This window comes from Rhizobium sp. WYCCWR10014 (genome assembly GCF_001657485.1).
In the GTDB taxonomy this organism is placed as follows: domain Bacteria; phylum Pseudomonadota; class Alphaproteobacteria; order Rhizobiales; family Rhizobiaceae; genus Rhizobium.
Genome location: NZ_LXFU01000048.1, coordinates 1 through 26883, shown reverse-complemented (window position 1 = coordinate 26883; position 26883 = coordinate 1). Strand labels below are relative to the sequence as shown.

The following is a 26883-nucleotide window of genomic DNA, read 5'->3' as shown; positions in this document are numbered from 1 at the left end:
TGGCGGTTGGAAATCTGCAGTGACGCTACTACGGATTGGGCCTGCTTTATATTTGCGGACCTCTAAATTTTTGTTGAGAGGAACGGCAAACGAAGTCCAAATTGCGGCGGCGCGTTTGTCTCATCCTTTGATGTCACTCCCAAGACTTCATCCACAGCTGCAATGGCCCCGATTCCTTGCCCGCCGGCCTCTTCTGAGCTAGTCAGAACCTATGGGACAAGAGATTTTGCCGCCTTCAGGCGGAGACGACGATCATATCCAACCGGTCGACCTCAAGGCGGCGCTCGAGCAGCGTTACCTTGCCTATGCGCTGTCGACGATCATGCACCGCGCCCTGCCAGACGTGCGCGACGGGCTGAAGCCCGTTCACCGCCGCATCGTCTATGCGATGAACGAGATGGGGCTGAGGCCGAACTCGGCCTTCAGGAAATGCGCCAAGATCGTCGGCGAGGTGATGGGTAACTATCATCCGCACGGCGACCAGTCGATCTACGATGCGCTTGCCCGTCTCGCCCAGGATTTCTCGCAGCGATACACGCTGGTCAACGGCCAGGGCAATTTCGGCAATATTGACGGCGATAGCCCTGCCGCCATGCGTTACACCGAATCGAAGATGACGGCGGTCTCCGAACTGCTGCTCGAAGGCATCGACCAGGATGCCGTCGATTTCCGCGACACTTACGACGAATCCAATTCCGAGCCGGTCGTCCTTCCCGGCGCCTTCCCGAACCTGCTCGCCAACGGCTCATCCGGCATTGCCGTCGGTATGGCGACCTCCATCCCGTCGCACAATGCGCACGAGCTTTGCGACGCCGCCCTGCATCTGATCAAACATCCCGATGCGACCGTCGAAAAGCTGGTCGAATTCATTCCCGGCCCGGATTTCCCCACGGGCGGCATCATCATCGACAACCGCGACAGCATCATCGAGAGCTACCGCACCGGCCGCGGCGGTTTCCGCGTGCGGGCGAAATGGCAGACGGAAGATCTCGGCCGCGGCGGCTACCAGATCGTCATCACCGAAATTCCCTTCCAGGTGCAGAAATCGCGCTTGATCGAAAAGATCGCCGAGCTGCTGATCGCCCGCAGGCTGCCGCTGCTGGAAGATATCCGCGACGAATCGGCCGAAGACATTCGTGTCGTGCTGGTGCCGAAGACCCGCAGCGTCGATCCGACGATCCTGATGGAATCGATGTTCAAGCTGACGGAGCTCGAAAGTCGCTTCCCGCTCAACATGAACGTGCTCTCCATGGGCCGCATCCCGCGGGTCATGGCGCTGAACGAGGTGTTGAAGGAGTGGCTGGACCACCGCCGCGAGGTTCTGCAGCGCCGCTCGCGCTTCCGCTTGGCAGCAATCGACAGACGCCTTGAAATCCTCAGCGGCCTGCTGATCGCCTACCTCAACATCGATGAGGTTATCCGCATCATCCGCGAGGAGGACGAGCCGAAGCCGGTCATGATGGCGCGCTGGGATCTCACCGACAATCAGGTCGAGGCGATCCTCAATATGCGGTTGCGCGCATTGCGCAAGCTGGAAGAGTTCGAGATCCGCAAGGAATTCGACGAGCTCACCAAGGAAAAGGGCGAGATCGAAACGCTGCTTTCCTCCGACGACAAGCAGTGGCAGACGGTCGCCTGGGAAATCGGCGAAGTGAAGAAGAAATTCGCCAAAGCGACCGAGGTCGGCCGCCGCCGCACCCAGTTTGCCGATGCGCCCGAGACCGACGAGGAAGCAATCCAGCAGGCGATGATCGAGAAGGAACCAATCACCGTCGTCATTTCCGAAAAGGGCTGGATCCGCGCGTTGAAGGGCCATATCGCCGACACGGCGACGCTGACCTTCAAGGAAGGCGACGGCTTGAAGATCGCCTTCCCGGCGCAGACCACGGACAAGATCCTGATCGTTACGACAGGCGGCAAGGCCTTCACGCTCGGCGGCGACAAACTGCCGGGCGGCCGCGGTCACGGCGAGCCGCTGCGCATCATCGTCGATATGGATAACGACCAGGCGGTGCTGACCGCTTTCGTCCATGATCCCTCGCGCAAGCAGCTGATTGTCTCTACCGCCGGCAACGGCTTCGTCGTTCCGGAGGCCGAGCTGGTCGCCAATACGCGCAAGGGCAAGCAGATCATGAACGTCGGGCTGCCCGAGGAAACGCAGCTGCTCGTGCCCGTCAGCGGCGACCACGTCGCCGTCGTCGGCGAAAACCGAAAGCTGCTGGTCTTCCCGCTGGCGCAGGTGCCGGAAATGTCGCGCGGCAAGGGCGTGCGACTGCAGCGTTACAAGGATGGCGGCATTTCCGATGTCCGCTGCTTCGCGATATCAGATGGTCTCGTCTGGGAAGACAGCGCCGGCCGCACCTTCACGAAGAACAAGGACGAACTGGCCGAATGGCTGGCCGACCGCGCCACCGCTGGCCGCACCGTGCCGAAGGGCTTCCCGCGCAGCGGCAAATTCGCCGGCTAGAACAGGATGATTTTAGGCCGGGTCGGCCTAAAATCTGAATCCTGTTCTACATTAAATAGTTAGAGCATGATGTCGTCCGAAAACCGCTCACACTTTTCGGCATCATGCTCTAGGGTACGACAGCGCCGCGCGTCTTTTCACACGCGCAAGGGGCATTGTAAAACTTAGATGCAGTAAATTCCGCGCCCGACTCTTGGCGGGCGCGACAATTCCCCTATCTCAATCCTGTTAGCAAAAATATGAGCAGGCCGGCTCCGGAGGCGGACGGAATGGCCGCAGGCCGTGCACGGGAGGAGTGTGCGCGGCGTTACCGGAGGAAAATCGATGCCCGCCAGCACCATCAAACTGCATGTAAGCCACACCTATAGGGTGCCGCCCGCCGTCGTCTACGACGCCTGGCTCAACCCTGAAATCGCCCGCCGCTTCCTGTTTGCGACCGATGACGGTCATGTCATCCGCGCCGATATCGATCCGCGAGTCGGCGGCCGTTTCTTCGTCGTCGACCGCCGCCCGACCGGCGACGCCTTTCATCAGGGCGTCTTCCTGGAATTGAAGCGCCCGCAGCGCATGGTCTTCAGCTTCTCCGTCGAGGAGCACGATCACAATTGCGACCGCGTCGAGATCAACATCGAGCCTCTCGGCGGCGGCAGCCGTTTGACGCTGACCCATGAAATGTGCGCCGAATGGGCCGAACACGAGGAAAAGACCCGGCAAGGTTGGGCGCATGTGGTCGAAGGTCTTGGCAGGGAATTGGAGCAGCAGCAGTTCAAGGCTACGGGCTGAGCGGTATGGTGAAATCCCGCAGGAAGCGGGTAGCGCCTTCCTCGTCGATCTCGCCGGCGGCGACGTCGAGCACAAATGCAATGACCTGCGCGTTATCGGCATTGATGACGTAGCGGTTGATGTAGAGAAACGCAAACGCCGCGAGATAACCGGTCCGTTTGTTTCCATCCACGAATGGGTGGTTTCTAACAATGGCGTAAAGATAGGCTGCAGCGAATACGAAGATATCGGTTTCGCCGTATGCAGCTTTGTTGAGCGGGCGTGCCAAACTGGTTTCCAATGCATTGGCATCCCGCAGGCCAGACAGACCGCCATGCTCGGCGATCTGCTCGTCATGCATATTTTCAATCGCCTGGCGGCTTAGCCATTTAAGCCGTATCATTTTGCGAGTTCGCGGAGCGCCACCCGATATTTTTCCATGCCGATGCGGGCTGCCCGCATTTGCTCGGCAAGGTCGGCGGATTCCGGTACAAGCTGAATATTACCCTCGACCTCTCGCAGTTCGAGGCTGTCGCCGTTGCTCAGGCCCAACCGCTGCAGCACCTCTTTAGGGATGATAATACCCTCGGAATTGCCGATCTTGCGGATCGTGACGTTCATCGCTTCATCCTCTGTGTGGTAACGGAGTTATAACATGAGGCGGAGCAGGCGACAACGTCCTAACTTGCCATTTGAGCGATGCTTTTCCTCCGCACCATCCAGGCGGAATGCGCCGCGATCGCCGCCACCAGGATACCGCCGCCGACCAGTGTCATGGTCGTCGGCGTTTCGGCAAAGATCAGCCAGACCCAGATCGGTGCGAGCACGGTTTCGAGCAGGTAGAACATGCCGACCTCCGGTGCGGAGAGGTAACGCGGCCCGGTCGCCAGGCACCAGAGGGCAAGCGGCATCATCACCGCACCGTTGAAGAGGATCCAGGCGGGATGCTCGATCGAAAAACCGCCTGCCGGCATGACCGAGATCAGGCCGACCGCCGCCGGCAGCACCGTCGAAAGCAGGGAGACGAAGCCCATCTCCCGGCGCGAGGCGCGGCTGATGGTGATGGCGGCGGCAATGATGAAGGCGGTAAGCAGCGCCATGCTGTCGCCGAAGAGATGGTCGCCCGAAAGCCCGTCCCGCACGATCAGGCCGACGCCGAAGATCATCGCTGCCATGGCGATCAGCGTTGCGAGCGCCGGCCGCTCCTTGAGGAAAATCCACGAAAGAAGGGCGGCGAACATCGGATTGAAGGCGACGATGAAAACGACATTGGCCGTCGACGTGTTGAAAACGGCAAGAAGGAAGACCACCGTCGTCAGCCCGTAGAGCAGGCCGGTGACGAGGCCCGGCCACCCCGGCACGAGCACTGGCCATCGCCCGTTGGCGATCCTGAGCACTGTGGCTACCAGAAGCGTCACGCCAAGGGTCGCGATGCTTCTCGCGGCCAAAATCGACCACATCTCGCCGTTAGCGAGCCTCATGAGCGGGATATCCACGGAAAGCGCCAGCCCGCCGATCGCCGTCAGCAGCAGGCCCTTCCGATGGTCGGAAAGAGCGGTGGGGAACATTCAGTCGTGGGTGCTCTCGGGCATGGACGAGGGATCGAAGCGTTCCCAGCCGCGCGGGGTCAGATGCTCCTGCGGCTGGAAGCGCGTCTTGTAGTCCATTTTCCGCGACCCTTGAACCCAGTAGCCGAGGTAGACATGCGGCAATCCCAGCGCCTTCGTGCGCCTGACATGATCGAGAATCATGAAAGTGCCGAGCGAACGCCGCTCGAGCGCCGGATTGAAATAGGAATAGACCATCGACAACCCGTCGCTCATCGTGTCGGTGAGGGCAGCGGCAAGCAGCTCGCCCTTCGGACGCTGCTCCAGTCCCGAGCCTTCCTCGCGCCGGCGGTATTCGATGATTCTCGTATTCACATGCGTGTCTTCCACCATGATTGCATAGTCGAGCACGGTCATGTCGGACATGCCGCCTTGCTGGTGGCGAAAATCGAGATAGCGTCGGAAGAGCGAATATTGCTCGCTGGAAGGCTGGGCTGCGAATTCGGTGGCGATGACATCGGAGTTGGCGCCAAGCACCCGCTTCATCGATTTGGTCGGCTCGAATTCCTGGGCGAGAATTCGCACGGAAACGCAGGCGCGACAGGATTCGCAGGCCGGGCGATAAGCGATGTTCTGCGAGCGGCGGAAACCGCCCTGCGTCAGGATGTCGTTCATCTCGGCGGCGCGCGGGCCGACCAGATGGGTGAACACCTTTCGCTCCATCTCATGCGGCAGGTACGGACACGCAGCCGGAGCCGTCAGATAAAACTGCGGTGATGGCGTCGTCTGCGTATTCATTTGTCGCGGAAATTTCCTTGTCGAGACCGTGCCGTTTCCTGACAGCATGACCTAAGAATAAAAAACGTCAACAGCGGGGCGCTCTTCGCCCTTCATATCAGTCTTCTAATTTTAGATATGGAGCGCCGGCGCCCGCCGGCAAAGATAAGGCGGAGACTTTATTTCGTCTCCGCCCCGGGATCGCAGTTAGACTTTGAGCCAAAAGTCTCAGCCAAAGTCTCAGGCCGTGCGCACCGTCGCCGTGCCCACCAGCAGGTCATGAACGAGACGGCTGCGTTCGATAAACAGGCCGGCAAGCAGAATGAGCGGCGTCAGCACCGAGTTGAGGATCCAGAACAGCGCCAGATGCACGATCGCCGTCATGAAATCCATCGGCCGTCCATCGACGCGCACGATCGCGATCCCCATGGCGCGCATGCCGAGCGAGGCCTGGCTCGGCCCACCCACCGTCAGGCCGAAGTAAATGCCGGCGACGATGACGAAGAGGGCAGGGTAGAGAAAGAAGCCGAGCCCCAGCGTGACGATCGACAGGAAGAACAGCACGATCGCCGCGGGAATGCAGAGCAGCGCCACGATGACGTAGTCGAGGATGAAGGCGAAGACCCGGCGGCTCAACACGCCGCTATAGGCGCGCCAGTCCTCCGGTGCGGCATAAAGCGGATTGGGGTTGTAGCTCATCTCAATCTCCTCAGGAAAAGCGATGCCGCTGATATGGTATCGGCAGGGCGAAATGCAATAATCTGCCCCAGATGCGGATGGCTTTGGGCCGGATCGGCCCAAAGCCATCCGCACCTAAACCAAGGAAATGGAGCATGATGTCGTCCGAAAACCCCGGACACTTGCTCCGATCACCGCTTTGCGAGAATTTTCGCCACTTCGACCGCGAAATAGGTGAGGACACCGTCGCATCCCGCCCGCTTGAACGACAGCAGCGTTTCGAGCATCGCCCGCTCGCCATCGATCCAGCCATTCATCGCCGCCGCCTTGATCTGCGTATATTCGCCGGAAACCTGGTAGGCGAAGGTCGGCAGGCCAAAAGCCTCCTTCATCCGCCAGCATATATCGAGATAGGGCAGCCCGGGCTTGACCATCAGCATGTCGGCGCCTTCCTCGACGTCGAGGGCCGCGTCGCGGATCGCCTCGGTGCCGTTGGCGGGGTCGATGTAATAGGTGTTCTTGTCACCTTTCAGCAGCCCGCCCGTCGAGATAGCCTCGCGATAGGGACCGTAGAAGGCGGAGGCGAATTTCGTCGCATAGCTCATGATACCGACGCTCTGGTGACCGGCCGCATCGAGCGCCATGCGGATCGCGCCAATGCGTCCGTCCATCATCTCCGACGGCGCGATGATATCGGCGCCCGCATCCGCCTGCATCACGGCGGCGCGAGCCACCTGGTCGACCGTCTCGTCGTTGACGATCTCGCCGCCTCTGAGGATGCCGTCATGGCCGTGGCTGGTGAAAGGATCGAGCGCAACATCGGTGATGATGCCGATATTAGGCACCGCCTTCTTGATCGCCGCCGTCGCCTGATTGATCAGGTTGTTGGCCTCGAGGCTGTTCGAGCCGGTCTCGTCGCGCAGTTCCATCTCGATATTCGGAAAGGTGGCGAGTGCGGGAATACCGAGGCCGGCCGCTTCGCGTGCGGCTTCAACGGCCTTGTCGATGCTCATGCGGTTGACGCCGGGCATGGCCGGGATCGGATCGACGATGCCGGAACCCGGCACGATGAAGATCGGCCAGATCAGGTCGTCGACCGTCAGCCGGTTCTCCTGCACCAGCCGGCGTGTCCAATCCGCCTTGCGGTTGCGCCGCATGCGGCGATGGCCGGTGATGTCGTCGACGAGATGCGTCCTGTCCTGCATGATATCTGTCCCTGGCCCATTCCATTTATCGGAGCGCTCATTATCATGGCGCCTGGAAAATCCAAACCGGACGATTGGCCGCGGCGGAAGAACCTCTGGCGCATGATGCCGATAATCGGAATCGATTTTTCGGGGGTATGCGCAAACTCAAAGTGATAAAGCGTTCTCCAGCGCGTCTTGTCAGACACGCGGCGTTCTTTATGAAGATGCAACCCCAAACCGATGTCTGCGCTATGGAAACCGAATCCCCGACGATACCGAAACGCACACTGGCGGATATCCTCTTCATTCTCTTCCTGAGACTGGTTGCGCTATCCTGCTTCTGGTTCGGCCTGCAATACTGGGCGATGCTCGTCGGCTATTCGCTGGTCGGCGCCGGCCGCTTCGATCTTTTGAGCCTGCCGTGGAAGGTGGCGAGCACCAGCCTCGCCGTGCTCTTCCCCGTCGCCTCCCTCGGCCTCTGGCTCACCGTCTCCTGGGGGCCGGTCATCTGGGTGCTGGCCGCTGGCGGACAAATCCTCATGTATGGCCTGCTGCCGAATATTTTCGGCCCCAACCAGCTGATCATCCTGCTGCATGTCATCGTCGCCGTGGTCTACTTGATTTTCCGCCTGCTGCTCTGGCTGGAAAAGCGCCGGCATCGCCGCCAGGTAAGTGTTGATTTACCCTGAGACAACGTGGAGTTACCGGTAAGGCTCCGTTAAGCCTGCGGTTTAAGTCGAATTTTATATGTATTCGATAGGGTCTCACTCAAGGCGGGAAGAAAACACACCGCCAAACAAACAGTGAGGCAGTTAACATGAACACGAAAATCAAGCCGCAGGCGGTATCGACCTTCCGTGACCAGCAGGACCACGACATCCGTGATCTTTACATGGAATCCCTTCATCTCGTTGAACGTCTGCACCGTCGTCTTCTCGACGTCATCAAGGACGAATTCGACCGTCAGGGTCGCAGCGACGTCAACGCCATCCAGGCGCTGCTCCTTTTCAACATCGGCAATTCCGAGCTGACCGCCGGCGAGCTGCGCTCGCGCGGCTACTATCTCGGCTCCAACGTCTCCTACAACGTCAAGAAGCTGGTCGATCTCGGCTTCATCAACCACCAGCGCTCGCGCATCGACCGCCGCTCGGTCCGCATCAGCCTGACCGAAACCGGCCAGGACATCGCCGAAACGGTGGCCAAGCTCTACGAACGCCACATCGCCTCGATCGACAAGGTCGGCGGCATCGGCACCGATGAGTTCACGCAGATGAACAAGCTGCTCCAGCGTCTGGACCGTTTCTGGAACGACCAGATCCTGTATCGCCTCTAAGACCCCTGACCTCCTTCCAGGGTTGACCAAAACCGGATGCGTCCCTGCGCGTCCGGTTTTGCCGTTTGATCCGCGTGGCATCTTTGCAACGCATGGCAGGCAAGCGCAAAGCCCGGTATTCAAGCCGCTTTTTAGCCGTTATTAACCGGCACGCTTTACCCGTCATATGGTTCGTTGCGTCGTGTTTCCGGCAGTCGGCAAGTCCGTCTTTCGGCCCGGCAACACGAATTGGCCATATTGGTGTGGCAGCGGAAGGCTTAACAACCGGCGCTTTCAATTGACCGATCAGGAATGTTCAGGCTGCCGCATCGCAATCTTGTGATGGGGCAAGCGGAATTTTTTGATGCGCCGGGACAACGAATGGACTGGGATCTGCGTTAAAGCGCAGTGATATCGCAAAGAGCCCGCGGCATCTCTTTATCGCCGCAGTCAGTGGTTGGGACTATGTCGAAGAAAAACGGAATTGAAGCACTCTCGCGCCGCGCTTTCCTTGCGTCCGCGGCAACGGTTGGCGCCGGCGCGCTTGCCGCGCCGGCTTTCGCGCAATCGGCGCTCGATACGCTGATCAATGCGCCGCGCCGCGGCAACTGGGACGACCAATTTGACGCCAAGGCGGCTTCGCGCACTGCGACCGCCATGGTTTCCAACACGCCGATTCTCGGGCCCCAATCGGTCGCGAGCGCCCAGCAGGCGATCATGCAGTATCAGCAGATCGCCGCAGCCGGCGGCTGGCCTGAGGTCAATCCCGGAGACCAGCGTCTGCAACTCGGCGTCAGCTCTCCCGCCGTCCAGGCGCTGCGCCAGCGTCTCGCGATCACCGGCGATCTGCCGCGCGAGGCCGGCCTGTCCAACGCCTTCGATTCCTACGTCGATGGCGCCGTCAAGCGCTTCCAGGCGCGTCACGGCCTGCCGGCCGATGGCGTTCTCGGCGAATTCACGCTGAAGGCGATGAACATCCCCGCCGATGTCCGCCTGCAGCAGCTGAACACCAATGTCGTCCGTCTGCAGACCTTCCCTGAAGACTTGGGCCGCCGTCACCTGATGGTCAACATCCCGGCCGCCTATGTGGAGGCTGTTGAAGACGGCAGTGTCGCGACGCGTCACACCGCGGTTGTCGGCCGCTTAAGCCGCCCGACGCATCTCGTCAATTCCAAGATCTACGAGGTCATCCTCAATCCCTACTGGACGGCGCCGCGCTCGATCGTCGAGAAAGACATCATGCCGCTGATGCGCAAGGATCCGACTTATCTCGAAAAGAATGCCATTCGTCTGCTCGACGGCAAGGGCAATGAAGTCGCCCCCGAGACCATCGACTGGAATGGCGAGGCGCCGAACCTGATGTTCCGTCAGGATCCCGGCAAGACCAACGCCATGGCGTCGACGAAGATCAACTTCTACAACAAAAACGGCGAGTATATGCACGACACGCCGCAGCAGGGCCTATTCAACAAGCTGATGCGCTTTGAATCGTCGGGCTGCGTCCGCGTCCAGAACGTGCGCGACTTGTCGAACTGGCTGCTGCGCGAGACCCCCGGCTGGAACCGCCAGCAGATGGAGCAGGTGATCGCAACCGGCGTCAACACGCCGGTCAAGCTCGCCACGGAAGTTCCGGTTTATTTTGTCTACATCTCCGCCTGGGGCATGCCCGACGGCATTGTCCAGTTCCGCGACGACATCTATCAGATGGACGGCAATGCCGAGCTGGCGCTCGACACCACGGCCGGCATGGAACAGCCGGTCCAGTAATAAGCGGCGACCTTTGCATCGTGATTGAAAACCGCGCTTTCCGGCGCGGTTTTTTTATGTCCGGTGAGGCGCTGCCTGGTACGGCGTCAGGCTTCGGTGTCGTGCGACCGCAAAAGAGCGCAAGCGCGCGCTTTGCTCAGCAAATGTCGTTCTTCGTATTGCCCTCGCCACGGCGGAAGGCTAATACCTCAGCGCATTCCAGTTGAGGAGCCCGCCCATGACCAATGCTTCCACCGAATCCTTCTTCAATCGCTCGCTTGCGGACGTCGATCCGGACATTTTCGCCGCGATCGGAAAGGAACTCGGTCGCCAACGGCACGAGATCGAACTGATCGCTTCTGAGAACATCGTCTCCCGCGCCGTGCTGGAAGCCCAGGGCTCCATCATGACCAACAAATATGCCGAGGGTTATCCCGGCAAGCGCTATTACGGCGGCTGCCAGTTCGTCGATATCGCCGAGGAACTGGCGATCGAGCGCGCCAAGAAGCTGTTCGGCGTCAATTTCGCCAACGTCCAGCCGAATTCCGGTTCGCAGATGAACCAGGCCGTATTCCTGGCGCTGTTGCAGCCCGGCGATACCTTCATGGGTCTCGACCTGAATTCGGGCGGCCACCTCACGCATGGTTCGCCGGTCAACATGTCCGGCAAGTGGTTCAACGTCGTCTCCTACGGCGTTCGCGAAGGCGACAACCTGCTCGACATGGATGAAGTCGCCCGCAAGGCCGAGGAAACCAAGCCGAAGCTCATCATCGCCGGCGGCACTGCCTATTCCCGCATCTGGGACTGGAAGCGCTTCCGCGAGATCGCCGACAGCGTCGGCGCCTATCTGATGGTCGACATGGCCCACATCGCCGGCCTTGTCGCCGGCGGCGTTCATCCGTCACCGTTCCCGCATTGCCATGTCGCGACGACGACGACCCACAAGTCGTTGCGCGGCCCGCGCGGCGGCGTCATCCTCACCAATGACGAGGATCTGGCGAAGAAGTTCAATTCGGCCGTTTTCCCCGGTCTGCAGGGCGGTCCGCTGATGCACATCATCGCCGCCAAGGCAGTGGCCTTCGGCGAGGCGCTGCAGCCGGAATTCAAGGATTATGCCGCCCAGGTCGTCAAGAACGCCAAGGCGCTTGCCGAAACGCTGATATCGGGCGGCCTCGACGTCGTCTCCGGCGGCACCGACAACCACCTGATGCTGGTCGACCTGCGCAAGAAGAATGCCACCGGCAAGCGCGCCGAGGCAGCGCTTGGCCGTGCCTACGTCACCTGCAACAAGAATGGCATTCCCTTCGATCCGGAAAAGCCCTTCGTCACCTCGGGCGTGCGCCTCGGCGCACCTGCTGGTACGACCCGCGGCTTCAAGGAAGCGGAATTTCGCGAGATCGGCAATCTGATCGTCGAAGTTCTCGACGGTCTGAAGGTCGCCAATTCCGATGAAGGCAACGCCGCTGTCGAAGCCGCTGTGCGCGGCAAGGTGGTCAGCCTCACCGACCGCTTCCCCATGTACGGCTACATGGGATAAGGAGTAGGGATGCGCTGCCCCTATTGCGGTTCGGAAGATACCCAGGTCAAGGATTCGCGCCCGGCGGAGGATAACACGTCCATCCGCCGGCGGCGCATCTGCCCGGATTGCGGCGGCCGCTTCACCACGTTCGAGCGTGTGCAGCTGCGCGAGCTGATGGTCATCAAGAAGACCGGCCGCAAGGTGCCCTTCGATCGCGACAAGCTGGTGCGCTCCTTCGAAGTGGCGCTGCGCAAACGCCCGGTCGAGCGGGACCGCATCGAGCGCGCCGTCTCCGGCATCGTTCGGCGTCTTGAAAGCTCCGGCGAGACCGAAATCTCCTCCGAGCAGATCGGCCTGCAGGTGCTGGAAGCCATGAAGAGCCTCGATGATGTCGGCTTCGTGCGCTACGCCTCGGTCTATCGGGATTTCTCGCTTGCCGAGGATTTCGAGAAGGTCATTTCCGAAATCAACGCCAAGATCGCCCGCGACCCGCTGGACAGGTGAGCCATGAGCATCACGCCGCATGACGAACGTTTCATGGCGGCGGCGATCCGCCTGTCGCGCTGGCATCTCGGCCGCACCGCCACCAACCCCTCCGTCGGCTGCCTGATCGTCAAGGATGGCGTCATCGTCGGCCGTGCGGTGACGGCGCTCAGTGGCCGCCCGCATGCCGAGACGCAGGCGCTCGCTGAGGCCGGCGCGCTCGCCCGCGGCGCCACCGCCTATGTGACGCTCGAACCCTGCTCGCATCACGGCAAGACGCCGCCCTGTTCCGAGGCGCTGATCGCTTATGGCGTTGCCCGCGTCGTCATCAGCGTCACCGATCCCGATCCGCGGGTCTCCGGCCGCGGCATCGCCATGCTGCGCGAAGCCGGCATAGAGGTGGATGCCGGCGTGCTGGAGGTGGAGGGCCGGCACTCGCTTGCCGCTTATCTCACCCGCCAGACGAAGAACCGACCCTATGTGACTCTCAAACTTGCCGTTTCCGCCGATGGCATGATCGGTCGCGAGGGGGCAGGGCAGGTGGCGATAACGGGCCCGGAGGCCCGCGCCCAGGTGCAGGCGCTGCGCGCCGAAACCGATGCGATCCTCGTCGGTATCGGCACCGCGATTGCGGATGATCCGCTGCTGACGATGCGGACGCCAGGTCTCGAATCGCAATCGCCGATCCGCATCGTGCTCGATCCCTTGCTGGCATTGCCGCTGACCAGCAAGCTCGTCGCGACGGCGCGGGAAGTGCCGGTCATCGTGGTGGCGAGCGAGGAAGTTTGGCCCTTGTCGGCGGATGCGGAGGGGCTACCCCCCTCTGTCCTGCCGGACATCGCCCCCACAAGGGGGGAGATCGGCAAGGAGCCTGCTCCGCGTTCCCTAGCTTCCGATGATGATGGTTTCGCCTCCAGGCAAGATGTGGGGCAAGGGGCTAACCCCGATCCGATCTCCCCCCTTGTGGGGGAGATGCCCGGCAGGGCAGAGGGGGGTGCCTCAACCACCGACATGGACTCCCGCCGCGCAGCCCTGGAAGCCGCCGGCGTCGAGGTCGTCTATTGCAGTCCCTATCATCCGGAAGTCCTGTTGCCGGCACTCGCGACGCGCGGTATTTCCTCGCTCCTGGTCGAGGGTGGCGCAAAGACGGCGCGGCTTTTCCTCGAGGCTGGCCTCGTCGACCGCATCCAGCTTTATCAGGCGCCTGTTGTGATCGGCGAGGGCGGTATTGAATCCCCGCTTGATGCAACCGACATACCATCGGGTTTTGCCCATACGGGCACGCTGATGTTCGGCGAAGATCGCCTGGACGAATACGAAAGAGGGCTTTGATGTTCACCGGAATAGTCACCGATATCGGTACGATCGAATCCGTTTCGCCGCTGAAGGAGGGCATCAAGCTCCGCGTTGCGACGAGTTACGACCCGGCAACCATCGATATGGGCGCATCCATCTCTCACTCCGGCATCTGCCTCACCGTGACCGGCCTGCCGCAGGAAGGCAGCAACGGTCGCTGGTTCGAGGTCGAGGCCTGGGAAGAGGCGCTGCGGCTGACGACGATCGGCGCCTGGCAGGAGGGCAGCCGCATCAATCTCGAACGGTCGTTGAAGATCGGTGATGAACTCGGCGGCCACATCGTTTCCGGCCATGTCGACGGCAAGGCGGAAATCCTCTCGGTGACAGCAGAGGGTGACGCCATGCGCTACCGGCTGCGCGCGCCCGAACATCTGGCGAAATTCGTCGCCCCCAAGGGTTCGATCGCGCTCGACGGGACCTCGCTGACGGTCAATGCGGTCGACGGCACGGATTTCGACGTGCTGCTCATCCGCCACACCCTCGAGGTCACCACCTGGGGCGATCGCAGGGCCGGCGATTTCGTCAATTTCGAAGTCGACACCATGGCGCGTTACGCCGCCCGGCTGGCGGAATTCCCGAGCACCTGAATCAAAAACCTGTAACGGTTTCCACGGTCACACCACGACTGGCATGCCGGGCACGGAACAACATCAGGCGCTCGTCGACGCATGCAACTGCACGTCTGCGACGCGGCGCCGGTCCGATAGCTCACCAATCCGGGGACAGCTTCGTCAGATACTGGCCGTAGGCGCTCTTGCCGAGCTTCTCCGCGAGCTTGGCGAGGTCGTTCTGCGAGATGTAACCCATGCGCCAGGCGACTTCTTCGGGGCAGGCGATCTTGAAGCCCTGGCGTTTCTCCAGCGTGCTGACGAAACCTGCGGCATCGAGCAGGCTGTCCGGCGTGCCGGTGTCGAGCCAGGCATAGCCGCGGCCCATCAACTCCACGAAAAGCTGGCCGCGCTCGAGATAGGTGCGGTTGACATCGGTGATTTCCAATTCACCGCGCGGTGATGGCTTCAGGTTGGCGGCGATATCGACCACCTGCTGGTCGTAGAAATAGAGGCCGGTCACCGCCCAGTTCGATTTCGGCTTCTTCGGCTTCTCCTCGATCGACAGCGCATTCATCTTTTTGTCAAAGCCGACAACGCCATAGCGTTCCGGATCGGTGACGTGATAGGCGAACACCGTCGCGCCTTTCTGCCTGCTCGTGCCGGATTTCATGATTTCCGGCAGTCCGTGCCCGTAGAAAATGTTGTCGCCGAGGACGAGTGCCGAGCTGTCGCCGTGCAGGAAGTCGGCGCCGATGATGAAGGCCTGGGCGAGGCCGTCGGGGCTTGGCTGTACGGCATAGGTCAGCGAAATTCCCCATTGCGAGCCGTCGCCGAGAAGGCGCTTGAAGGCTTCGACGTCGTGAGGCGTGGTGATGATCAGCAACTCCCTGATGCCGGCGAGCATGAGCGTCGTTAGCGGATAGTAGATCATCGGCTTGTCGTAGACCGGCATCAACTGTTTCGAGACGGCCTGCGTAATCGGATGCAGACGCGTGCCCGTGCCGCCGGCGAGAATAATCCCCTTCATGCCTATCTCCCTAAAGACCTTTATTCAAAAGGTCTCGCATGACAATCTTCATAGACTGCTTCCACTCCGGCAGCCGGATTCCATATGTTCTGGCGAGCTTGTCGCCGTTGAGACGTGAATTGGCGGGACGCTTCGCCGGTGTCGGATAGTCCGCCGTCGGGATGCGCTCGACGCCGACGTTTCTGCCGCCGGACTTAGCAAGCTCCGCGAATATCTCTTCGGCGAAGTCCGCCCAGCTTGCTTCGCCGCTGCCGGTCAGGTGAAAAGTGCCGCGGAGCGATGGCTCAGGGTCCGCTACGATACGGGATGCGATCGCGAGAATCGCGTCGGCGATGTCGAGTGCCGAGGTCGGGCATCCTGTCTGATCGGCGACAACGCGAAGATGATCGCGCGTCTCGGAAAGACGCAGCATCGTTTTCAGGAAATTGGCGCCAAACGGCGAATAGACCCAGGCTGTGCGCAAGATGACGTGGTTCGGGTTCGCCGCCGCGACGGCCTTCTCGCCCGCGAGCTTCGAACGCCCGTAGACGGAGATCGGCGCCGTCGCATCCTCTTCGCAATACGCGGAGGCCTTGTCGCCGCTGAAGACATAGTCGGTCGAAATGTGGATAACCGGAGCCCCGATCCGCGCGGCAGCCTCGGCAACCGCCCCGGCGCCTGCTGCGTTGACGGAAAAAGCAAGCTCGGGTTCGCTCTCGGCTTTGTCGACCGCCGTATAGCCGGCGGCGGAGACGATCACATCCGGCCGCAGAGCCGAGAAGGCGGCTGCGATGCTTGCAGGATCCGCGAGGTCCATTTCCGGGCGCCCGACCGCGCTGATTTCGACGCCCATTTCGGCGCCACGTCTGAGCAGCGACTGAATGACCTGGCCCTGTTTGCCGGTGACGGCAATGCGCATCGTTTATCGTCCCTTGAAAACGCCGAGGCGTTCGCCGGAGTAGACGTTTTCGCGCAGCGGCCTCCACCACCATTCGTTTTCCAAGTACCAATGCACGGTCTTCTCGATGCCGGTTTCGAAGGTCTCTTGCGCCTTCCAACCGAGTTCGCTTTCCAGTTTGGAGGCATCGATCGCATAGCGTGCGTCGTGTCCGGGGCGGTCCGTGACGTTGGTGATCAGACGTGCATGCGGTCCCTTGTCACTGTAGACGCCGTCGAGAATAGCGCAGATGCGATGAACGACATCGATGTTCTTGCGCTCATTGCGGCCGCCCACATTGTATTTTTCGCCGGGGCGCCCTCTGGATGCGATCGTGAAGAGCGCGCGGGCGTGGTCTTCGACATAGAGCCAGTCGCGGACATTCGCGCCATTGCCGTAAACCGGAAGAGGCTTGCCCTCCAGTGCATTCAGGATCATTAGCGGAATGAGCTTTTCGGGGAAATGGAACGGGCCGTAGTTGTTGGAGCAATTGGAGACGACGACGGGCAGGCCGTAGGTTCGGTGCCAGGCGATCGCCAGATGGTCGCTGGCGGCCTTCGAGGCAGAGTAGGGCGAGGACGGATCGTAAGGCGTCGTCTCCTCGAAGAGGCCCTCGTCGCCGAGCGAGCCGTAGACCTCGTCCGTCGAGACATGCAGAAAGCGGAAGGTGCTCTTGCGGCGAGCGTCAAGTCCATCCCAATAGTGCCGTGCGGTATCCAGCAGGCTGAATGTGCCGACGATGTTGGTCTGAATGAAATCGGCCGCGCCCAAGATCGAGCGGTCGACATGGCTCTCGGCCGCGAGATGCATGACGATATCAGGGCGGAAGGACGCGAATGCTTCCTGCATCCCGGCGCGGTCGCAGATGTCGGCGCGCAGAAATTGATAGTTCGGCGCCGATTCGACGGATTTTAGTGACGCCAGATTGCCGGCATAGGTCAGCGTGTCGACATTCAGCACCTCGGCGCCGATCTCGCTGATGAGATGACGCACCAATGCCGATCCGATGAAGCCCGCTCCGCCCGTGACCAGGATGCGCATCGTCGATCCATCCTTGGTTACTGTGTTGAACAGGAAAAATGGCCTGGCAGATCGGCGAGCCGCGGCAGCATCTTGTCCTTGTCGGACGATACCATGTCTCTCTCATTGAAGGGCCAGCGAATGCCGATCATCGGATCGTTCCACGCGATGCCCCGATCATGCTGCGGGCTGTAGGGTGCGGTTACCTTGTAGCTGATGACGCTGTTCGGCTCGATCGTTGCGAATCCGTGTGCGAAACCGGCCGGTATCCAGAGCTGCTTCCCGGTTTCCGGCGAGAGCTCCTGAGAGAGCCATTTGCCGAAGCTCGGTGATCCCTCGCGGATATCGACGACGACATCCATGATCCGGCCGGCAAGGCAGCGCACCAGCTTGCCCTGTGCGAATGGCGGTATCTGGAAATGCAGCCCCCGGACGGTTCCGGCCTGCGCCGAAAGCGATTCATTGTCCTGGATGAACGTGACGTCGGCCACATTTTCCCGGAACCAGGCATCCTTGAATACCTCGGAGAAGTAGCCGCGGTGATCGCCGAAGCGTGGCGGCGTGATTGCAACGATGCCCTCGATAGCCGCGGTCTCAATGCGCATGACGTACCTTTTCTGCGATCTTCATCAAGCGCCGGCCCTCATGACGCTCATCAGCATGTCCGCCTGCGACCGGCTCCGCATGGCCGCAAGACCCGTCGCGGCAATGGTATCGCGCTCGTCGGCATCTGCGATCAGCTTGTAGCAGCGCTCGATCATGTCGTCATAGGGCTCAATTGCCAAGCCGCCGATGAAGGGCTGAAGGTCTGGATCGCGGATGTTGCCTTCCGTCAGCACGCAAACGCGATTGGCGAGCAGATAGGAAATGCGCACGATCTCGAAGACGCCGCTCGCATAATGATGGATGTTGATCACGATCTTGGCGCGGGCAATCGCCGCGTCGCGTTCCGCACCGTAGATGTTGAAAAGATGCACGACCTTGAGCCCGCCGTCCTTCAGCGTCTTCAGGATATGGTGACGGCGTTCGTTCATCGAGCCGTAGAAGAGCACGTCGATATCTTTGACGGCGGCGTGCTGTATCTGGCTGAGGCAGCGGCTATAGCCGATTTCGAGCACGCCGGCGTGATCAATGCCCTTGGCGGCGAGATTTTCCCGGTTGCGCGGGCTGTAGTCGAGAACCGGAAACGACTTCAGGATCGAGGTGTAGCGCGAATTGATCCAGATGCTTTCTTCGGACACCTGCTCGAGATTGACGACGACGCTGTCCTTCGGCAGATGGCTGACGATTTCGGCGGAGAGAAGATTGCCGCCGTAGATGATCGGCGCACGGCCGGCGAATGCGTTCACGTCCCGGGTGATCGGTGCCGAGCCGCCGAGTTCCTCGAAGGCGCCCTGTAGGCCAAGCGCGACTTCGTCGAAGGCGTGGCTGTGATTGTAGTTGTCGGGCGTCACGATCCAGATGCAATGACGGTCCCTGTGTTCCTGCCATCCGCCAGCAAAGGGCTGCAACAGGTCGCGCAGCGGCTGCTCGATCTTCGGTGCGGCTGGTATAGCGGGCCTTTCCGTCCGCACCGGCTGCTGCGGTACCGGGGAGGCGCCTGACGCCTGCTGGGCATAGGCGCGCATCAATTCGCGGCCGCCGATAAATTGGCCGCGCGGCATCCAGCCGGGCGGATCGTCAGCCCCCCAGATCAGGTGCGGCTGCTTGATGAGCGGCTGGCGGCCTTGCTGCCACGCGGTCAGGAGAGCCTCGTCACGGCTCCGCAGAAAAGCTTCCTTGGCGGCGAAGAGGCTATGCAGCATCCGGCCGAGGCGGACACCGAACTTCCATTCGAAATCGGCAACGGTTGGTACGAAGGCGGCGATCTTCAGTCCGGAGGCGATAGCCTGCTGGATATAAAGTCCGAGCAGACGCTCGATAACGAAGGGGCGCATCTTCGCGCTGGCATCGCGTGAATAGTGAGCCGAACCGGCATAGGCGGCGCCCGCCGCGGTGCCGGCGCGCGCTTGGTTTTCCAGCGATTCGAGAATGCGTTCGCAAAAGGCGAAATACCCGGACCAGAATTTCCGGTTGCCGCAGAAATAATTGCAGAACATGAAGGCAGTCTTGTCCTGCGGCGGCGCGATCGGATAGCCCAGCTCCTGGATATGTAGAAAGATCGGCTCCATGCCGGGGTGACCGCCAAGCAGCGAATGTTCCCAGACGTTGCTGTAGATCGCCGCGTGGCCGATCAGCGGGTTGTAAAGATAGGCGTCCGCACCTTCTACCCTGGCCTTTTCCGCCTCCGTGACAAAAGACGGAAAGCTCGTCACCGACTTCATCTCGAATTTACTGGATAGCAGCCCCCAAAACACGTCGTCACCGAGGCCGATCGCCTCGTGATGCTGATGCAGGGTGAGGAAGAGTTCATATTCGCGGGTCGTAGCCTGCGTATTGAACGAGATGTCGAGCGGCATGGCAGCCGCATCGAGCTGGCTGCGCTGCGAAGGATCGAGATAAGGCTGATAGATAATGACGGATCCCGTGCCGGCAGCCTTCTCCGTGAGAAGCGCCAGATCAGGAAGACCGGCCGGCAACGAAGAAGTGGGCTGATTGATCGTCAAGGTATTGTCCTTCGCAAAGGGCTGCCGTCTGCATTGGAAATCCGCAGAATGGCAATTCGAGCCTGTTTGGTGCCTACTATTTGAGGTGAAGCTTGCGCCACACTGTTCGCAGAACTTTCGCTGGTCAGCCGGAGGGGGTGTGGGAGCTCGACTATCCGTGCTCAGTTTTCTCTAGCCAGCCTTATTGGCTCAGCCACTTCTGCTGCCAGTATCCGCAAAGAGTTGCGATGCGTTTGGAATTGGCCGCCTCGGTTTATTCACCGCTTTTATAGACCCCATCATTCGATACGGTAGCTATTTCTCCGAACAGGGACCCAGGTAGGTTATTGCCATAGAGTTCGGCTATCCGTTTGATGAGAAGATAGCTTCCCAGACGCTCTTGGCAAAATGAGATCGCACGTTTCTGCACGGGGTCTTCGGCTTGAAACGGTTGATATCGTTTCGCAAATTCAAAAGACGGCGCCACAAGGCGCACAAAAGTATCGAGCCACCAGTCCGTCGGATACGTGCCGAGTTCAATGCCTCCAGGAACGAAAGTGCTGGAATTGAAAAAATGCAAAGCTTCGGCTTGCGTTAAAGTGTTTGCTTCGATTGAAAACGCTGTATATCTCAGGAAGTCAACAATATTGTGAAAACGTGCATAGTGTTGAGATATGTTATGAAGATTTAATGGCCGAGGCAGGAAGAAATTTTCTGTAAAAAGCGCCGGATTCTCCGGTTTTGTGATTCCGACTTCTTCTGAAGTCGTTGTATTCATCCCGGGATATTCGGGATTTGGTGTTCCTATTTTTAGTCGTGTTAAAAATTTACGATACTGCCAGATAGTAATGTTGCGAGGCTTTGCTGCTTCTTCGGAAACGACTTTCGCGATTACGATCGTTCCCAGCGATCCTGACAATTTCGCGTGAATCTCCTCCGGCTCGCTGAAAAAATCATAGCCGGTAATGACCTCCATTCCCTTGTTGTCCAAAGGAGGTTTAGAATTGAGCCATATGATTTTCGCGCCCTCGGGAGGAGGGTAGCTCGGCAAATCCTTGTGGCAAACAATGAAAATGGTCATATTTGTGATCAGCCTCTTATGGATGGGGAGTTTCTGCCGGCTGCAATTACCACGCGGCTCGCCCGTCAATGCTTAGTTGTGTCAAGGTGGCGGACGTCAGTATTCCAAGCGTTTCTGCCTCTTGTCAGCGACTCTAAAGCGCGTTCCTTGCGCGTAGCAGGTGCGAAGTCCGGACCCATCCGGGGATTAAGTCGGGTGCCGCAAGCTGAGGTCGTCGATATCCTTTTGCTTAAACTTGCTGTTGCCGTTGGCGATATCGGCAAGTGTCAGCAAGCCCGCAACGGCGCGCGCTACGTTGCCCGCTTGGTGGAATTCCCTAACGCGAAAACTGAATGATCTCGCCGTTATACTGCGTGCGCGCTGTCTCGCGGAAACCGAGCTTGGCTGCGACCCGCAGTGAGGCCTGGTTCTCGGGGCTGATGATGCAGCTCATCGGTTTTCCAGGGAAATGCATTTCCGCCCAACCGATCAGGACGGTCAGCGCCTCGGTGGCATAACCGCGGCCGTGCGCCGAAGGCATCAGCGCCCAGCCGACCTCCATCGTCCCCTCGATCGAGGGTTCCATGTCGCGGCGGGCTTCCAGGAATCCCGCTTCCCCGATGAACCGGCCGCTCTCCTTTTCCACGATCGCCAGAAAGCCGAAGCCCATATGGTGCCACATGCCGGCAACGCGCAGCATGCGGCTCCAGCTCTGCTCACGCGTTGACGGCACGCCGGTGATGAATCGCACGACGTCCTCGTCCGCCCACAGCGCTGCATGCGCATCGAAATCGTCGAGGCGATGAGGGCGAAGCGTCAGCCGCGCCGTTTCGAGGGATGGAATATCGGTCACATCGGGTCCTTATGGAAATCGCGCGCTCTAAAGCACGTCGCGATCTTTCAGATTCGCTCCTCGCGCTTAAGATCCTTGTTTTGCGCATGTCGTTATCGCAAAACCGCTGCACATTTTTACGCGACATGCTCAGGCGCCGGGCTCGCCGTCCCAATAGTCGAGATCGCCTTCCGGCCGTCCGATATGACGGAAGCGCCCGGTTTTTGTACCGTCTCTATTCGTCTTGGCAAGGAACTTTCCGGAATCGGGATATTCGACGATCTCGGTCTTCGCCATCGTCGAAATGCCGAGATAGACGAGTGTGGCCGTGCCGGTATTGATGATCTGGTGCGCCGTTTCCGGTCCGCCGGCCGGCGCGCCGAGCACGTCGCCCGCCTTGATCGCATGGCGCGCATCGCCGAAGCGGTATTCGCCGGCGCCCGCGATTACATAGAAAAGCTCGTCTTCGACGTGGTGGTTGTGGAAGGGGCAGCCGGATTTGCCGGGCGGTACCTCGTTGTAGCTGACGCCCAGACCGGTCAGGCCGAGAAGCGTGCCGAACGATTTGTCGGTGCTCTCATAGAGCTCGCCCTGTGTCCAGTGCTCGAGCTTGAGATCGGCGGTATTGATCACCGCCTTCGGTTCCGTTGCCATGACGTCCTCCTGTTTCGGCAAGAGAAGCCGTCATCCCGGGAAAATTCAATGCTTATCTCGGATATCCCCAGCATGGGCGGAGAGGAGACCGCCGCCCATGCTTTGAGCGCCGCGCGTCGAATAGGACGCGTGAAGGACGCCCTATCACTTCAACCCACGCATACCCCCGAAGATCGTTGCGATTTTCGGGGGTATGCGCTGGAGCGTCAGCGGACGTAGAAGGTTATGCTTCCATCGGCCGCCTGCTCGGCGTTGACCACATTGCGAATGTTGACACCTTCATTGTTGAGACGGTGGGCAAGCGACCTGTTGGCGTCGATCGACGCCTGGATGCCACGGATAGCCTCGCCGGAGCGCTGTGGTGCCGAGTGTGGCCCGCTCGTCTCGTCGTCGAAGTTGCGCCAGTTGTAAACCTCCTGGACATTGAAATCATTGCCCTGGAAGCCCCTGAGCGTCTGTTCGATGCCTTGAGGGGTGTTCATTCCGAGGCTTTCGGCCCGGCTGACGCCGGCAAAGGCGAGGGAGGAGAGGGCGGCAGCGAGGGTGATGGTGAGAACGCGGTGCATGATTTGTATCCTTTCATCTGCTTAGACGGTCGGCTGTCGTTGCAGGGGATCGTCTGCGTCACGACATGGAATTGGCGTTCTCCCATCCGCGATTCAATGGGTTAAGCCACTGAAAAGCCATTAAGAATTGTTCATGAAAACTGCCTTCGAATTGCCGCGTTCCAGGCGTCCGGAAAAGTTGATTTCAGAGGGGTGCCCAGCTGTGCATGCAGGGCGCAGCTATCCCCTTGCAGATATTTCCTCTTTCCCATTGCGGCATCGGGCGAAATTGCTTGCCATTCGGACGAAGGCATGTTTTGACCGCGGGCTGCCGAGTGGGTAAATGTCCCGCCAACCGAAGGTGAACCATGTCGAGAGAGACCGCTCCCCATATTTTGATCGTTGAGGCCCGCTTCTACGACGACATGGCCGACGCCCTGCTCGAAGGCGCGACCTTCGCATTGACGGAGGCCGGCGCCACTTTCGAGGTCGTCACCGTTCCCGGCGCACTGGAAATTCCGGCGGCGATTGCCATGTCGCTCGATGGAGACGACAATGGCGGAACGCATTATGACGGCTATGTCGCCCTTGGCATGGTCATTCGCGGCGAGACCTATCACTTCGATATCGTGTCGAACGAATCCTCGCGTGCCTTGATGGATCTTGCGGTCAGCGAGTCCCTTGCCATCGGCAATGGTATCCTGACCGTCGAAAACGACGAACAGGCCTGGGCGCGCGTGCGCCGCTCGGAAAAGGACAAGGGCGGATTTGCCGCTCGTGCAGCTCTGACCATGATCGAGCTGAAGCAGAAACTGGGTGCATAACGAATGAACGACGACAAGACGGAACGGCCGGTCAAGACTGCGAACCAGCGGGGCGCTGCTCGTCTTGCTGCCGTTCAGGCACTGTATCAGATGGACGTCGGCGGCACGGGCGTTCTGGAGATCGTGGCTGAATACGAGGCGCACCGTCTTGGTCAGGAAATCGATGGCGCGACTTATCTGAAAGCCGATGCCGCCTGGTTCCGTTCCATCGTCTCCGGTGTCGTTCGCGATCAGGTCCGCCTCGATCCGCTGATTGCCGCAGCCCTGCAGGATGATTGGGCCTTGTCGCGCCTCGACAGCACCGTGCGCGCCATCCTGCGCGCCGGCGTTTTCGAGATCACCGACCGGAAGGACGTTCCGGTGGCGGTCATCGTCACTGAATATGTCGAGATCGCCCAGGCGTTCTTCGATGACGACGAGCCGAAGCTCGTCAACGCCGTGCTCGACCGCATCGCAAAGCAGGTCCGCGGCGAGGCGAAGAAATAAGTCTTTAGCCGCCAAACAATCCCCCTACGTCTTTCTTCGTACCGCAATGGTTTTCGCCCGTTGCGGTCTTGACGCCACGTGATCGACCACGCAATCTCCGCACCGCTTAGCTGTGGCATTTCTGTGGAGAGGAAGGCGATTCGGCGGCGTATCTGCCGGAGAAGGAGTGATCTCCGGCCTATGGGAGGAAAGAGCGAAATGACGATTCTTTTATGCGTAATCGCATGCGGTCTGCTCTCGGTGGTTTATGCCGCCTGGGCAACCCGGTCGGTGCTTGCCGCCGATCAGGGCAATAGCCGTATGCAGGAGATCGCGGGCTATATCCGCGAAGGTGCGCAAGCCTATCTGACGCGCCAGTACAGAACCATTGCCATTGTCGGCGTTGTTGTTTTCATTTTAGCCTGGCTTCTTCTTTCCGCCGAGGCCGCGATCGGCTTCCTGATTGGCGCCGTGCTTTCCGGTGCTGCCGGTTTCATCGGCATGCACGTCTCCGTCCGCGCCAACGTGCGCACCGCTCAGGCGGCTTCCGTCAGCCTTTCCGCCGGCCTCGACATCGCCTTCAAGTCGGGTGCGATCACCGGCATGCTGGTGGCTGGCCTGGCGCTGCTCGGCGTCTCCATCTACTATACGGTCTTGACCGTCGGGCTCGGCCATGAGAGCGGCTCGCGCGAAGTCATCGATGCGCTGGTGGCGCTCGGCTTCGGGGCGTCGCTGATCTCGATCTTCGCCCGTCTCGGCGGCGGCATCTTCACCAAGGGCGCCGATGTCGGCGGCGATCTGGTCGGCAAGGTGGAAGCCGGCATTCCCGAAGACGATCCGCGCAACCCGGCAACGATCGCCGATAACGTCGGCGACAATGTCGGCGACTGCGCCGGCATGGCTGCCGACCTTTTCGAGACCTATGCGGTGTCGGTCGTCGCCACTATGGTTCTCGCCGCGATCTTCTTTGCCGGCGCGCCGATCCTCCAGTCTGCGATGGTCTATCCGCTGGCGATCTGCGGCGCCTGCATCATCACCTCGATCATCGGCACCTTTTTCGTCAAGCTCGGCTCGAACGGCTCGATCATGGGCGCGCTTTACAAGGGCCTCATCGTCACCGGCCTGCTGTCGATCGTCGGTCTTGGCGCTGCCACGTCGCTCACCATCGGCTGGGGATCGATCGGCGCCGTCGGAGGTGCCGACATATCAGGCGCGAACCTCTTCTTCTGCGGCATTATCGGCCTGGTCGTCACCGCGTTGATCGTGGTGATCACTGAATATTATACCGGCACGGGCAAGCGCCCGGTCGTCTCGATCGCCCAGGCCTCGGTCACCGGTCACGGCACCAACGTCATCCAGGGCCTAGCCGTCTCACTGGAATCGACGGCATTGCCGGCGATCGTCATCGTTGGCGGCATTCTAGCCACCTACCAGCTCGGCGGCCTGTTCGGCACCGGCATTGCGGTCACGGCGATGCTCGGCATCGCCGGAATGATCGTCGCGCTCGACGCGTTCGGACCGGTGACGGACAATGCCGGCGGTATCGCCGAAATGGCGCATTTGCCGCCGGAGGTGCGCAAATCCACTGATGCGCTCGATGCCGTCGGCAATACGACCAAGGCAGTCACCAAGGGTTATGCCATCGGCTCCGCCGGTCTCGGCGCCCTGGTTCTCTTCGCGGCCTACTCCTACGACCTCAAATATTTTGCGGCGAATGGCGACAAGTTCCCTTATTTCGCCGGCATCGGTGAAATTTCCTTCGATCTTTCCAACCCTTACGTGGTGGCGGGATTGATCTTTGGCGGTCTCATTCCCTACCTCTTCGGCGGCATCGCGATGACCGCCGTCGGCCGTGCGGCCGGCGCGATCGTCGAGGAAGTCCGCCGTCAGTTCAAGGAAAAGCCCGGCATCATGCAGGGCACGGAAAAGCCGGATTACGGCAGGGCGGTCGACATTCTGACCAAGGCTGCCATCCGCGAGATGATCGTGCCGTCGCTGCTGCCGGTGCTGGCGCCGATCGTCGTCTATTTCGGCGTGCTTCTCATCTCCGGCTCCAAGGCCTCCGCCTTTGCCGCCCTCGGCGCATCGCTGCTCGGCGTCATCATCAACGGCCTCTTCGTCGCTATCTCGATGACATCGGGCGGCGGCGCCTGGGACAATGCCAAGAAGAGCTTCGAAGACGGTTTCGTCGACAAGGACGGCGTGCGTCACATGAAGGGTTCGGACGCGCACAAGGCCTCCGTCACCGGTGATACTGTCGGCGATCCCTACAAGGATACGGCTGGCCCCGCAGTCAACCCGGCGATCAAGATCACCAATATCGTGGCCCTTCTGCTACTCGCCGTTCTCGCCGGATAATCAACGCCGCCGGCTTGGCTGGTACACTTCACGGCCAAGCAGAGACCATTACAGCGCCGCGCGTCTTTCGAGACGCGCAAAGGACGCTGTAACACTTTGAATGGCTGCAGTAAAAAACCCGCCGGAGCGATTGAACTGACCCCCGAAAGTTGGACATCCACCTTCGGGGGTTTTGCATGTCCAATCACAGCCTGGCTTTTAAGCTTTCTGTT

General features: G+C 60.4%; 27 protein-coding genes. 12 read left to right on the top strand and 15 right to left on the bottom strand.

The window, feature by feature from the left end:
• The first annotated feature begins 211 nt into the window (after nucleotides 1–211).
• Complete coding sequence (parC, locus tag A6U98_RS26145) at nucleotides 212–2467, top strand: DNA topoisomerase IV subunit A (RefSeq protein ID WP_064653909.1); 2256 nt, start codon at nucleotides 212–214, stop codon at nucleotides 2465–2467.
• A gap of 324 nt (nucleotides 2468–2791) precedes the next feature.
• Nucleotides 2792–3250, top strand: a complete 459-nt coding sequence (locus A6U98_RS26140) for an SRPBCC domain-containing protein (RefSeq protein WP_062940722.1) — start codon at nucleotides 2792–2794, stop codon at nucleotides 3248–3250.
• Here A6U98_RS26140 and A6U98_RS26135 read toward each other — a convergent pair.
• The 6 genes from A6U98_RS26135 to hemB form a co-directional block, all read right to left on the bottom strand.
• Nucleotides 3240–3632, bottom strand: coding sequence for a type II toxin-antitoxin system death-on-curing family toxin (locus tag A6U98_RS26135; RefSeq protein ID WP_064653908.1), 393 nt, complete (start codon nucleotides 3630–3632; stop codon nucleotides 3240–3242). The two genes, A6U98_RS26140 and A6U98_RS26135, sit on opposite strands and share 11 nt — an antisense overlap.
• Nucleotides 3629–3850: an AbrB/MazE/SpoVT family DNA-binding domain-containing protein gene (locus A6U98_RS26130; protein WP_064653907.1), complete on the bottom strand. Its 222-nt coding sequence runs from the start codon at nucleotides 3848–3850 to the stop codon at nucleotides 3629–3631. Before A6U98_RS26130 ends, A6U98_RS26135 begins: the two co-directional genes overlap by 4 nt.
• A 59-nt stretch (nucleotides 3851–3909) precedes the next feature.
• Nucleotides 3910–4797: a DMT family transporter gene (locus A6U98_RS26125; protein ID WP_064653906.1), complete on the bottom strand. Its 888-nt coding sequence runs from the start codon at nucleotides 4795–4797 to the stop codon at nucleotides 3910–3912.
• The gene (locus tag A6U98_RS26120) at nucleotides 4798–5574 is read right to left on the bottom strand and encodes an arginyltransferase (protein ID WP_018241509.1); all 777 of its coding nucleotides are present in this window, start codon (nucleotides 5572–5574) and stop codon (nucleotides 4798–4800) included.
• 219 nt (nucleotides 5575–5793) lie between these two features.
• A complete protein-coding gene (locus A6U98_RS26115; protein ID WP_003547150.1) occupies nucleotides 5794–6252 on the bottom strand; it encodes an RDD family protein in 459 nt (152 codons plus the stop codon).
• 170 nt (nucleotides 6253–6422) lie between these two features.
• A complete protein-coding gene (gene hemB / locus A6U98_RS26110) occupies nucleotides 6423–7436 on the bottom strand; it encodes a porphobilinogen synthase (protein WP_064653905.1) in 1014 nt (337 codons plus the stop codon).
• Between the two features lie 233 nt (nucleotides 7437–7669).
• Between hemB and A6U98_RS26105 the strand changes: the two genes are divergently transcribed.
• The 7 genes from A6U98_RS26105 to A6U98_RS26075 all read left to right on the top strand — a co-directional run bounded on the left by A6U98_RS26105 (nucleotide 7670) and on the right by A6U98_RS26075 (nucleotide 14421).
• The gene (locus tag A6U98_RS26105; protein ID WP_064653904.1) at nucleotides 7670–8107 is read left to right on the top strand and encodes a DUF6163 family protein; all 438 of its coding nucleotides are present in this window, start codon (nucleotides 7670–7672) and stop codon (nucleotides 8105–8107) included.
• Nucleotides 8108–8235: 128 nt separating this feature from the next.
• Entirely contained in the window at nucleotides 8236–8751 is a 516-nt protein-coding gene (locus A6U98_RS26100) for a MarR family winged helix-turn-helix transcriptional regulator (protein ID WP_003547156.1), read from the top strand.
• A gap of 444 nt (nucleotides 8752–9195) precedes the next feature.
• The gene (locus A6U98_RS26095; protein WP_003558304.1) at nucleotides 9196–10497 is read left to right on the top strand and encodes a L,D-transpeptidase family protein; all 1302 of its coding nucleotides are present in this window, start codon (nucleotides 9196–9198) and stop codon (nucleotides 10495–10497) included.
• A 217-nt stretch (nucleotides 10498–10714) separates the two neighbouring features.
• Nucleotides 10715–12013, top strand: a complete 1299-nt coding sequence (gene glyA / locus A6U98_RS26090; protein ID WP_064653903.1) for a serine hydroxymethyltransferase — start codon at nucleotides 10715–10717, stop codon at nucleotides 12011–12013.
• 9 nt (nucleotides 12014–12022) lie between these two features.
• Nucleotides 12023–12499 (top strand): transcriptional regulator NrdR, encoded by a 477-nt coding sequence (gene nrdR / locus A6U98_RS26085; protein WP_003547190.1) that lies wholly within the window; start codon nucleotides 12023–12025, stop codon nucleotides 12497–12499.
• Nucleotides 12500–12502: 3 nt separating this feature from the next.
• A complete protein-coding gene (gene ribD / locus A6U98_RS26080) occupies nucleotides 12503–13810 on the top strand; it encodes a bifunctional diaminohydroxyphosphoribosylaminopyrimidine deaminase/5-amino-6-(5-phosphoribosylamino)uracil reductase RibD (protein ID WP_064653902.1) in 1308 nt (435 codons plus the stop codon).
• A complete protein-coding gene (locus tag A6U98_RS26075; protein ID WP_064653901.1) occupies nucleotides 13810–14421 on the top strand; it encodes a riboflavin synthase in 612 nt (203 codons plus the stop codon). Before ribD ends, A6U98_RS26075 begins: the two co-directional genes overlap by 1 nt.
• A 121-nt stretch (nucleotides 14422–14542) precedes the next feature.
• Here A6U98_RS26075 and rfbA read toward each other — a convergent pair whose 3' ends face one another.
• The 9 genes from rfbA to A6U98_RS26030 form a co-directional block, all read right to left on the bottom strand.
• Entirely contained in the window at nucleotides 14543–15412 is an 870-nt protein-coding gene (gene rfbA, locus A6U98_RS26070) for a glucose-1-phosphate thymidylyltransferase RfbA (protein WP_064653900.1), read from the bottom strand.
• Nucleotides 15413–15422: 10 nt separating this feature from the next.
• Nucleotides 15423–16310 carry a dTDP-4-dehydrorhamnose reductase gene (gene rfbD / locus A6U98_RS26065; protein WP_064653899.1) on the bottom strand — a complete coding sequence of 296 codons (888 nt, stop codon included), beginning with the start codon at nucleotides 16308–16310 and terminating at the stop codon, nucleotides 15423–15425.
• A 3-nt stretch (nucleotides 16311–16313) separates the two neighbouring features.
• The gene (gene rfbB / locus A6U98_RS26060) at nucleotides 16314–17369 is read right to left on the bottom strand and encodes a dTDP-glucose 4,6-dehydratase (RefSeq protein WP_064653898.1); all 1056 of its coding nucleotides are present in this window, start codon (nucleotides 17367–17369) and stop codon (nucleotides 16314–16316) included.
• Between the two features lie 17 nt (nucleotides 17370–17386).
• Nucleotides 17387–17953: a dTDP-4-dehydrorhamnose 3,5-epimerase gene (gene rfbC, locus A6U98_RS26055; RefSeq protein WP_064653897.1), complete on the bottom strand. Its 567-nt coding sequence runs from the start codon at nucleotides 17951–17953 to the stop codon at nucleotides 17387–17389.
• Nucleotides 17954–17977: 24 nt separating this feature from the next.
• Complete coding sequence (locus tag A6U98_RS26050; RefSeq protein ID WP_064653896.1) at nucleotides 17978–19954, bottom strand: hypothetical protein; 1977 nt, start codon at nucleotides 19952–19954, stop codon at nucleotides 17978–17980.
• Between the two features lie 253 nt (nucleotides 19955–20207).
• Nucleotides 20208–21014, bottom strand: a complete 807-nt coding sequence (locus A6U98_RS26045; RefSeq protein ID WP_064654155.1) for a hypothetical protein — start codon at nucleotides 21012–21014, stop codon at nucleotides 20208–20210.
• Nucleotides 21015–21330: 316 nt separating this feature from the next.
• The gene (locus A6U98_RS26040) at nucleotides 21331–21846 is read right to left on the bottom strand and encodes a GNAT family N-acetyltransferase (RefSeq protein WP_064653895.1); all 516 of its coding nucleotides are present in this window, start codon (nucleotides 21844–21846) and stop codon (nucleotides 21331–21333) included.
• 129 nt (nucleotides 21847–21975) lie between these two features.
• A complete protein-coding gene (locus A6U98_RS26035; protein WP_064653894.1) occupies nucleotides 21976–22479 on the bottom strand; it encodes a cupin domain-containing protein in 504 nt (167 codons plus the stop codon).
• A 206-nt stretch (nucleotides 22480–22685) separates the two neighbouring features.
• Complete coding sequence (locus A6U98_RS26030; protein WP_018447475.1) at nucleotides 22686–23045, bottom strand: hypothetical protein; 360 nt, start codon at nucleotides 23043–23045, stop codon at nucleotides 22686–22688.
• Between the two features lie 347 nt (nucleotides 23046–23392).
• Here A6U98_RS26030 and ribH point away from each other — a divergent pair, with 347 nt between their 5' ends.
• The 3 genes from ribH to A6U98_RS26015 all read left to right on the top strand — a co-directional run bounded on the left by ribH (nucleotide 23393) and on the right by A6U98_RS26015 (nucleotide 26671).
• Nucleotides 23393–23848 carry a 6,7-dimethyl-8-ribityllumazine synthase gene (ribH, locus tag A6U98_RS26025; protein ID WP_064653893.1) on the top strand — a complete coding sequence of 152 codons (456 nt, stop codon included), beginning with the start codon at nucleotides 23393–23395 and terminating at the stop codon, nucleotides 23846–23848.
• A gap of 3 nt (nucleotides 23849–23851) precedes the next feature.
• Nucleotides 23852–24334 (top strand): transcription antitermination factor NusB, encoded by a 483-nt coding sequence (gene nusB / locus A6U98_RS26020; protein ID WP_017959878.1) that lies wholly within the window; start codon nucleotides 23852–23854, stop codon nucleotides 24332–24334.
• A gap of 198 nt (nucleotides 24335–24532) precedes the next feature.
• Complete coding sequence (locus A6U98_RS26015) at nucleotides 24533–26671, top strand: sodium-translocating pyrophosphatase (RefSeq protein ID WP_064653892.1); 2139 nt, start codon at nucleotides 24533–24535, stop codon at nucleotides 26669–26671.
• Nucleotides 26672–26883 lie beyond the last annotated feature (212 nt).

Bases quoted from the DNA above. Each gene is read 5' to 3' on its own strand.
- parC (WP_064653909.1), top strand. From the start codon at position 212: ATGGGACAAGAGATTTTGCCGCCTTCAGGCGGAGACGACGATCATATC.
- A6U98_RS26140 (WP_062940722.1), top strand. From the start codon at position 2,792: ATGCCCGCCAGCACCATCAAACTGCATGTAAGCCACACCTATAGGGTG.
- A6U98_RS26135 (WP_064653908.1), bottom strand. From the start codon at position 3,632: ATGATACGGCTTAAATGGCTAAGCCGCCAGGCGATTGAAAATATGCAT.
- A6U98_RS26130 (WP_064653907.1), bottom strand. From the start codon at position 3,850: ATGAACGTCACGATCCGCAAGATCGGCAATTCCGAGGGTATTATCATC.
- A6U98_RS26125 (WP_064653906.1), bottom strand. From the start codon at position 4,797: ATGTTCCCCACCGCTCTTTCCGACCATCGGAAGGGCCTGCTGCTGACG.
- A6U98_RS26120 (WP_018241509.1), bottom strand. From the start codon at position 5,574: ATGAATACGCAGACGACGCCATCACCGCAGTTTTATCTGACGGCTCCG.
- A6U98_RS26115 (WP_003547150.1), bottom strand. From the start codon at position 6,252: ATGAGCTACAACCCCAATCCGCTTTATGCCGCACCGGAGGACTGGCGC.
- hemB (WP_064653905.1), bottom strand. From the start codon at position 7,436: ATGCAGGACAGGACGCATCTCGTCGACGACATCACCGGCCATCGCCGC.
- A6U98_RS26105 (WP_064653904.1), top strand. From the start codon at position 7,670: ATGGAAACCGAATCCCCGACGATACCGAAACGCACACTGGCGGATATC.
- A6U98_RS26100 (WP_003547156.1), top strand. From the start codon at position 8,236: ATGAACACGAAAATCAAGCCGCAGGCGGTATCGACCTTCCGTGACCAG.
- A6U98_RS26095 (WP_003558304.1), top strand. From the start codon at position 9,196: ATGTCGAAGAAAAACGGAATTGAAGCACTCTCGCGCCGCGCTTTCCTT.
- glyA (WP_064653903.1), top strand. From the start codon at position 10,715: ATGACCAATGCTTCCACCGAATCCTTCTTCAATCGCTCGCTTGCGGAC.
- nrdR (WP_003547190.1), top strand. From the start codon at position 12,023: ATGCGCTGCCCCTATTGCGGTTCGGAAGATACCCAGGTCAAGGATTCG.
- ribD (WP_064653902.1), top strand. From the start codon at position 12,503: ATGAGCATCACGCCGCATGACGAACGTTTCATGGCGGCGGCGATCCGC.
- A6U98_RS26075 (WP_064653901.1), top strand. From the start codon at position 13,810: ATGTTCACCGGAATAGTCACCGATATCGGTACGATCGAATCCGTTTCG.
- rfbA (WP_064653900.1), bottom strand. From the start codon at position 15,412: ATGAAGGGGATTATTCTCGCCGGCGGCACGGGCACGCGTCTGCATCCG.
- rfbD (WP_064653899.1), bottom strand. From the start codon at position 16,310: ATGCGCATTGCCGTCACCGGCAAACAGGGCCAGGTCATTCAGTCGCTG.
- rfbB (WP_064653898.1), bottom strand. From the start codon at position 17,369: ATGCGCATCCTGGTCACGGGCGGAGCGGGCTTCATCGGATCGGCATTG.
- rfbC (WP_064653897.1), bottom strand. From the start codon at position 17,953: ATGCGCATTGAGACCGCGGCTATCGAGGGCATCGTTGCAATCACGCCG.
- A6U98_RS26045 (WP_064654155.1), bottom strand. From the start codon at position 21,014: ATGACCATTTTCATTGTTTGCCACAAGGATTTGCCGAGCTACCCTCCT.
- A6U98_RS26035 (WP_064653894.1), bottom strand. From the start codon at position 22,479: ATGGCAACGGAACCGAAGGCGGTGATCAATACCGCCGATCTCAAGCTC.
- A6U98_RS26030 (WP_018447475.1), bottom strand. From the start codon at position 23,045: ATGCACCGCGTTCTCACCATCACCCTCGCTGCCGCCCTCTCCTCCCTC.
- ribH (WP_064653893.1), top strand. From the start codon at position 23,393: ATGTCGAGAGAGACCGCTCCCCATATTTTGATCGTTGAGGCCCGCTTC.
- nusB (WP_017959878.1), top strand. From the start codon at position 23,852: ATGAACGACGACAAGACGGAACGGCCGGTCAAGACTGCGAACCAGCGG.
- A6U98_RS26015 (WP_064653892.1), top strand. From the start codon at position 24,533: ATGACGATTCTTTTATGCGTAATCGCATGCGGTCTGCTCTCGGTGGTT.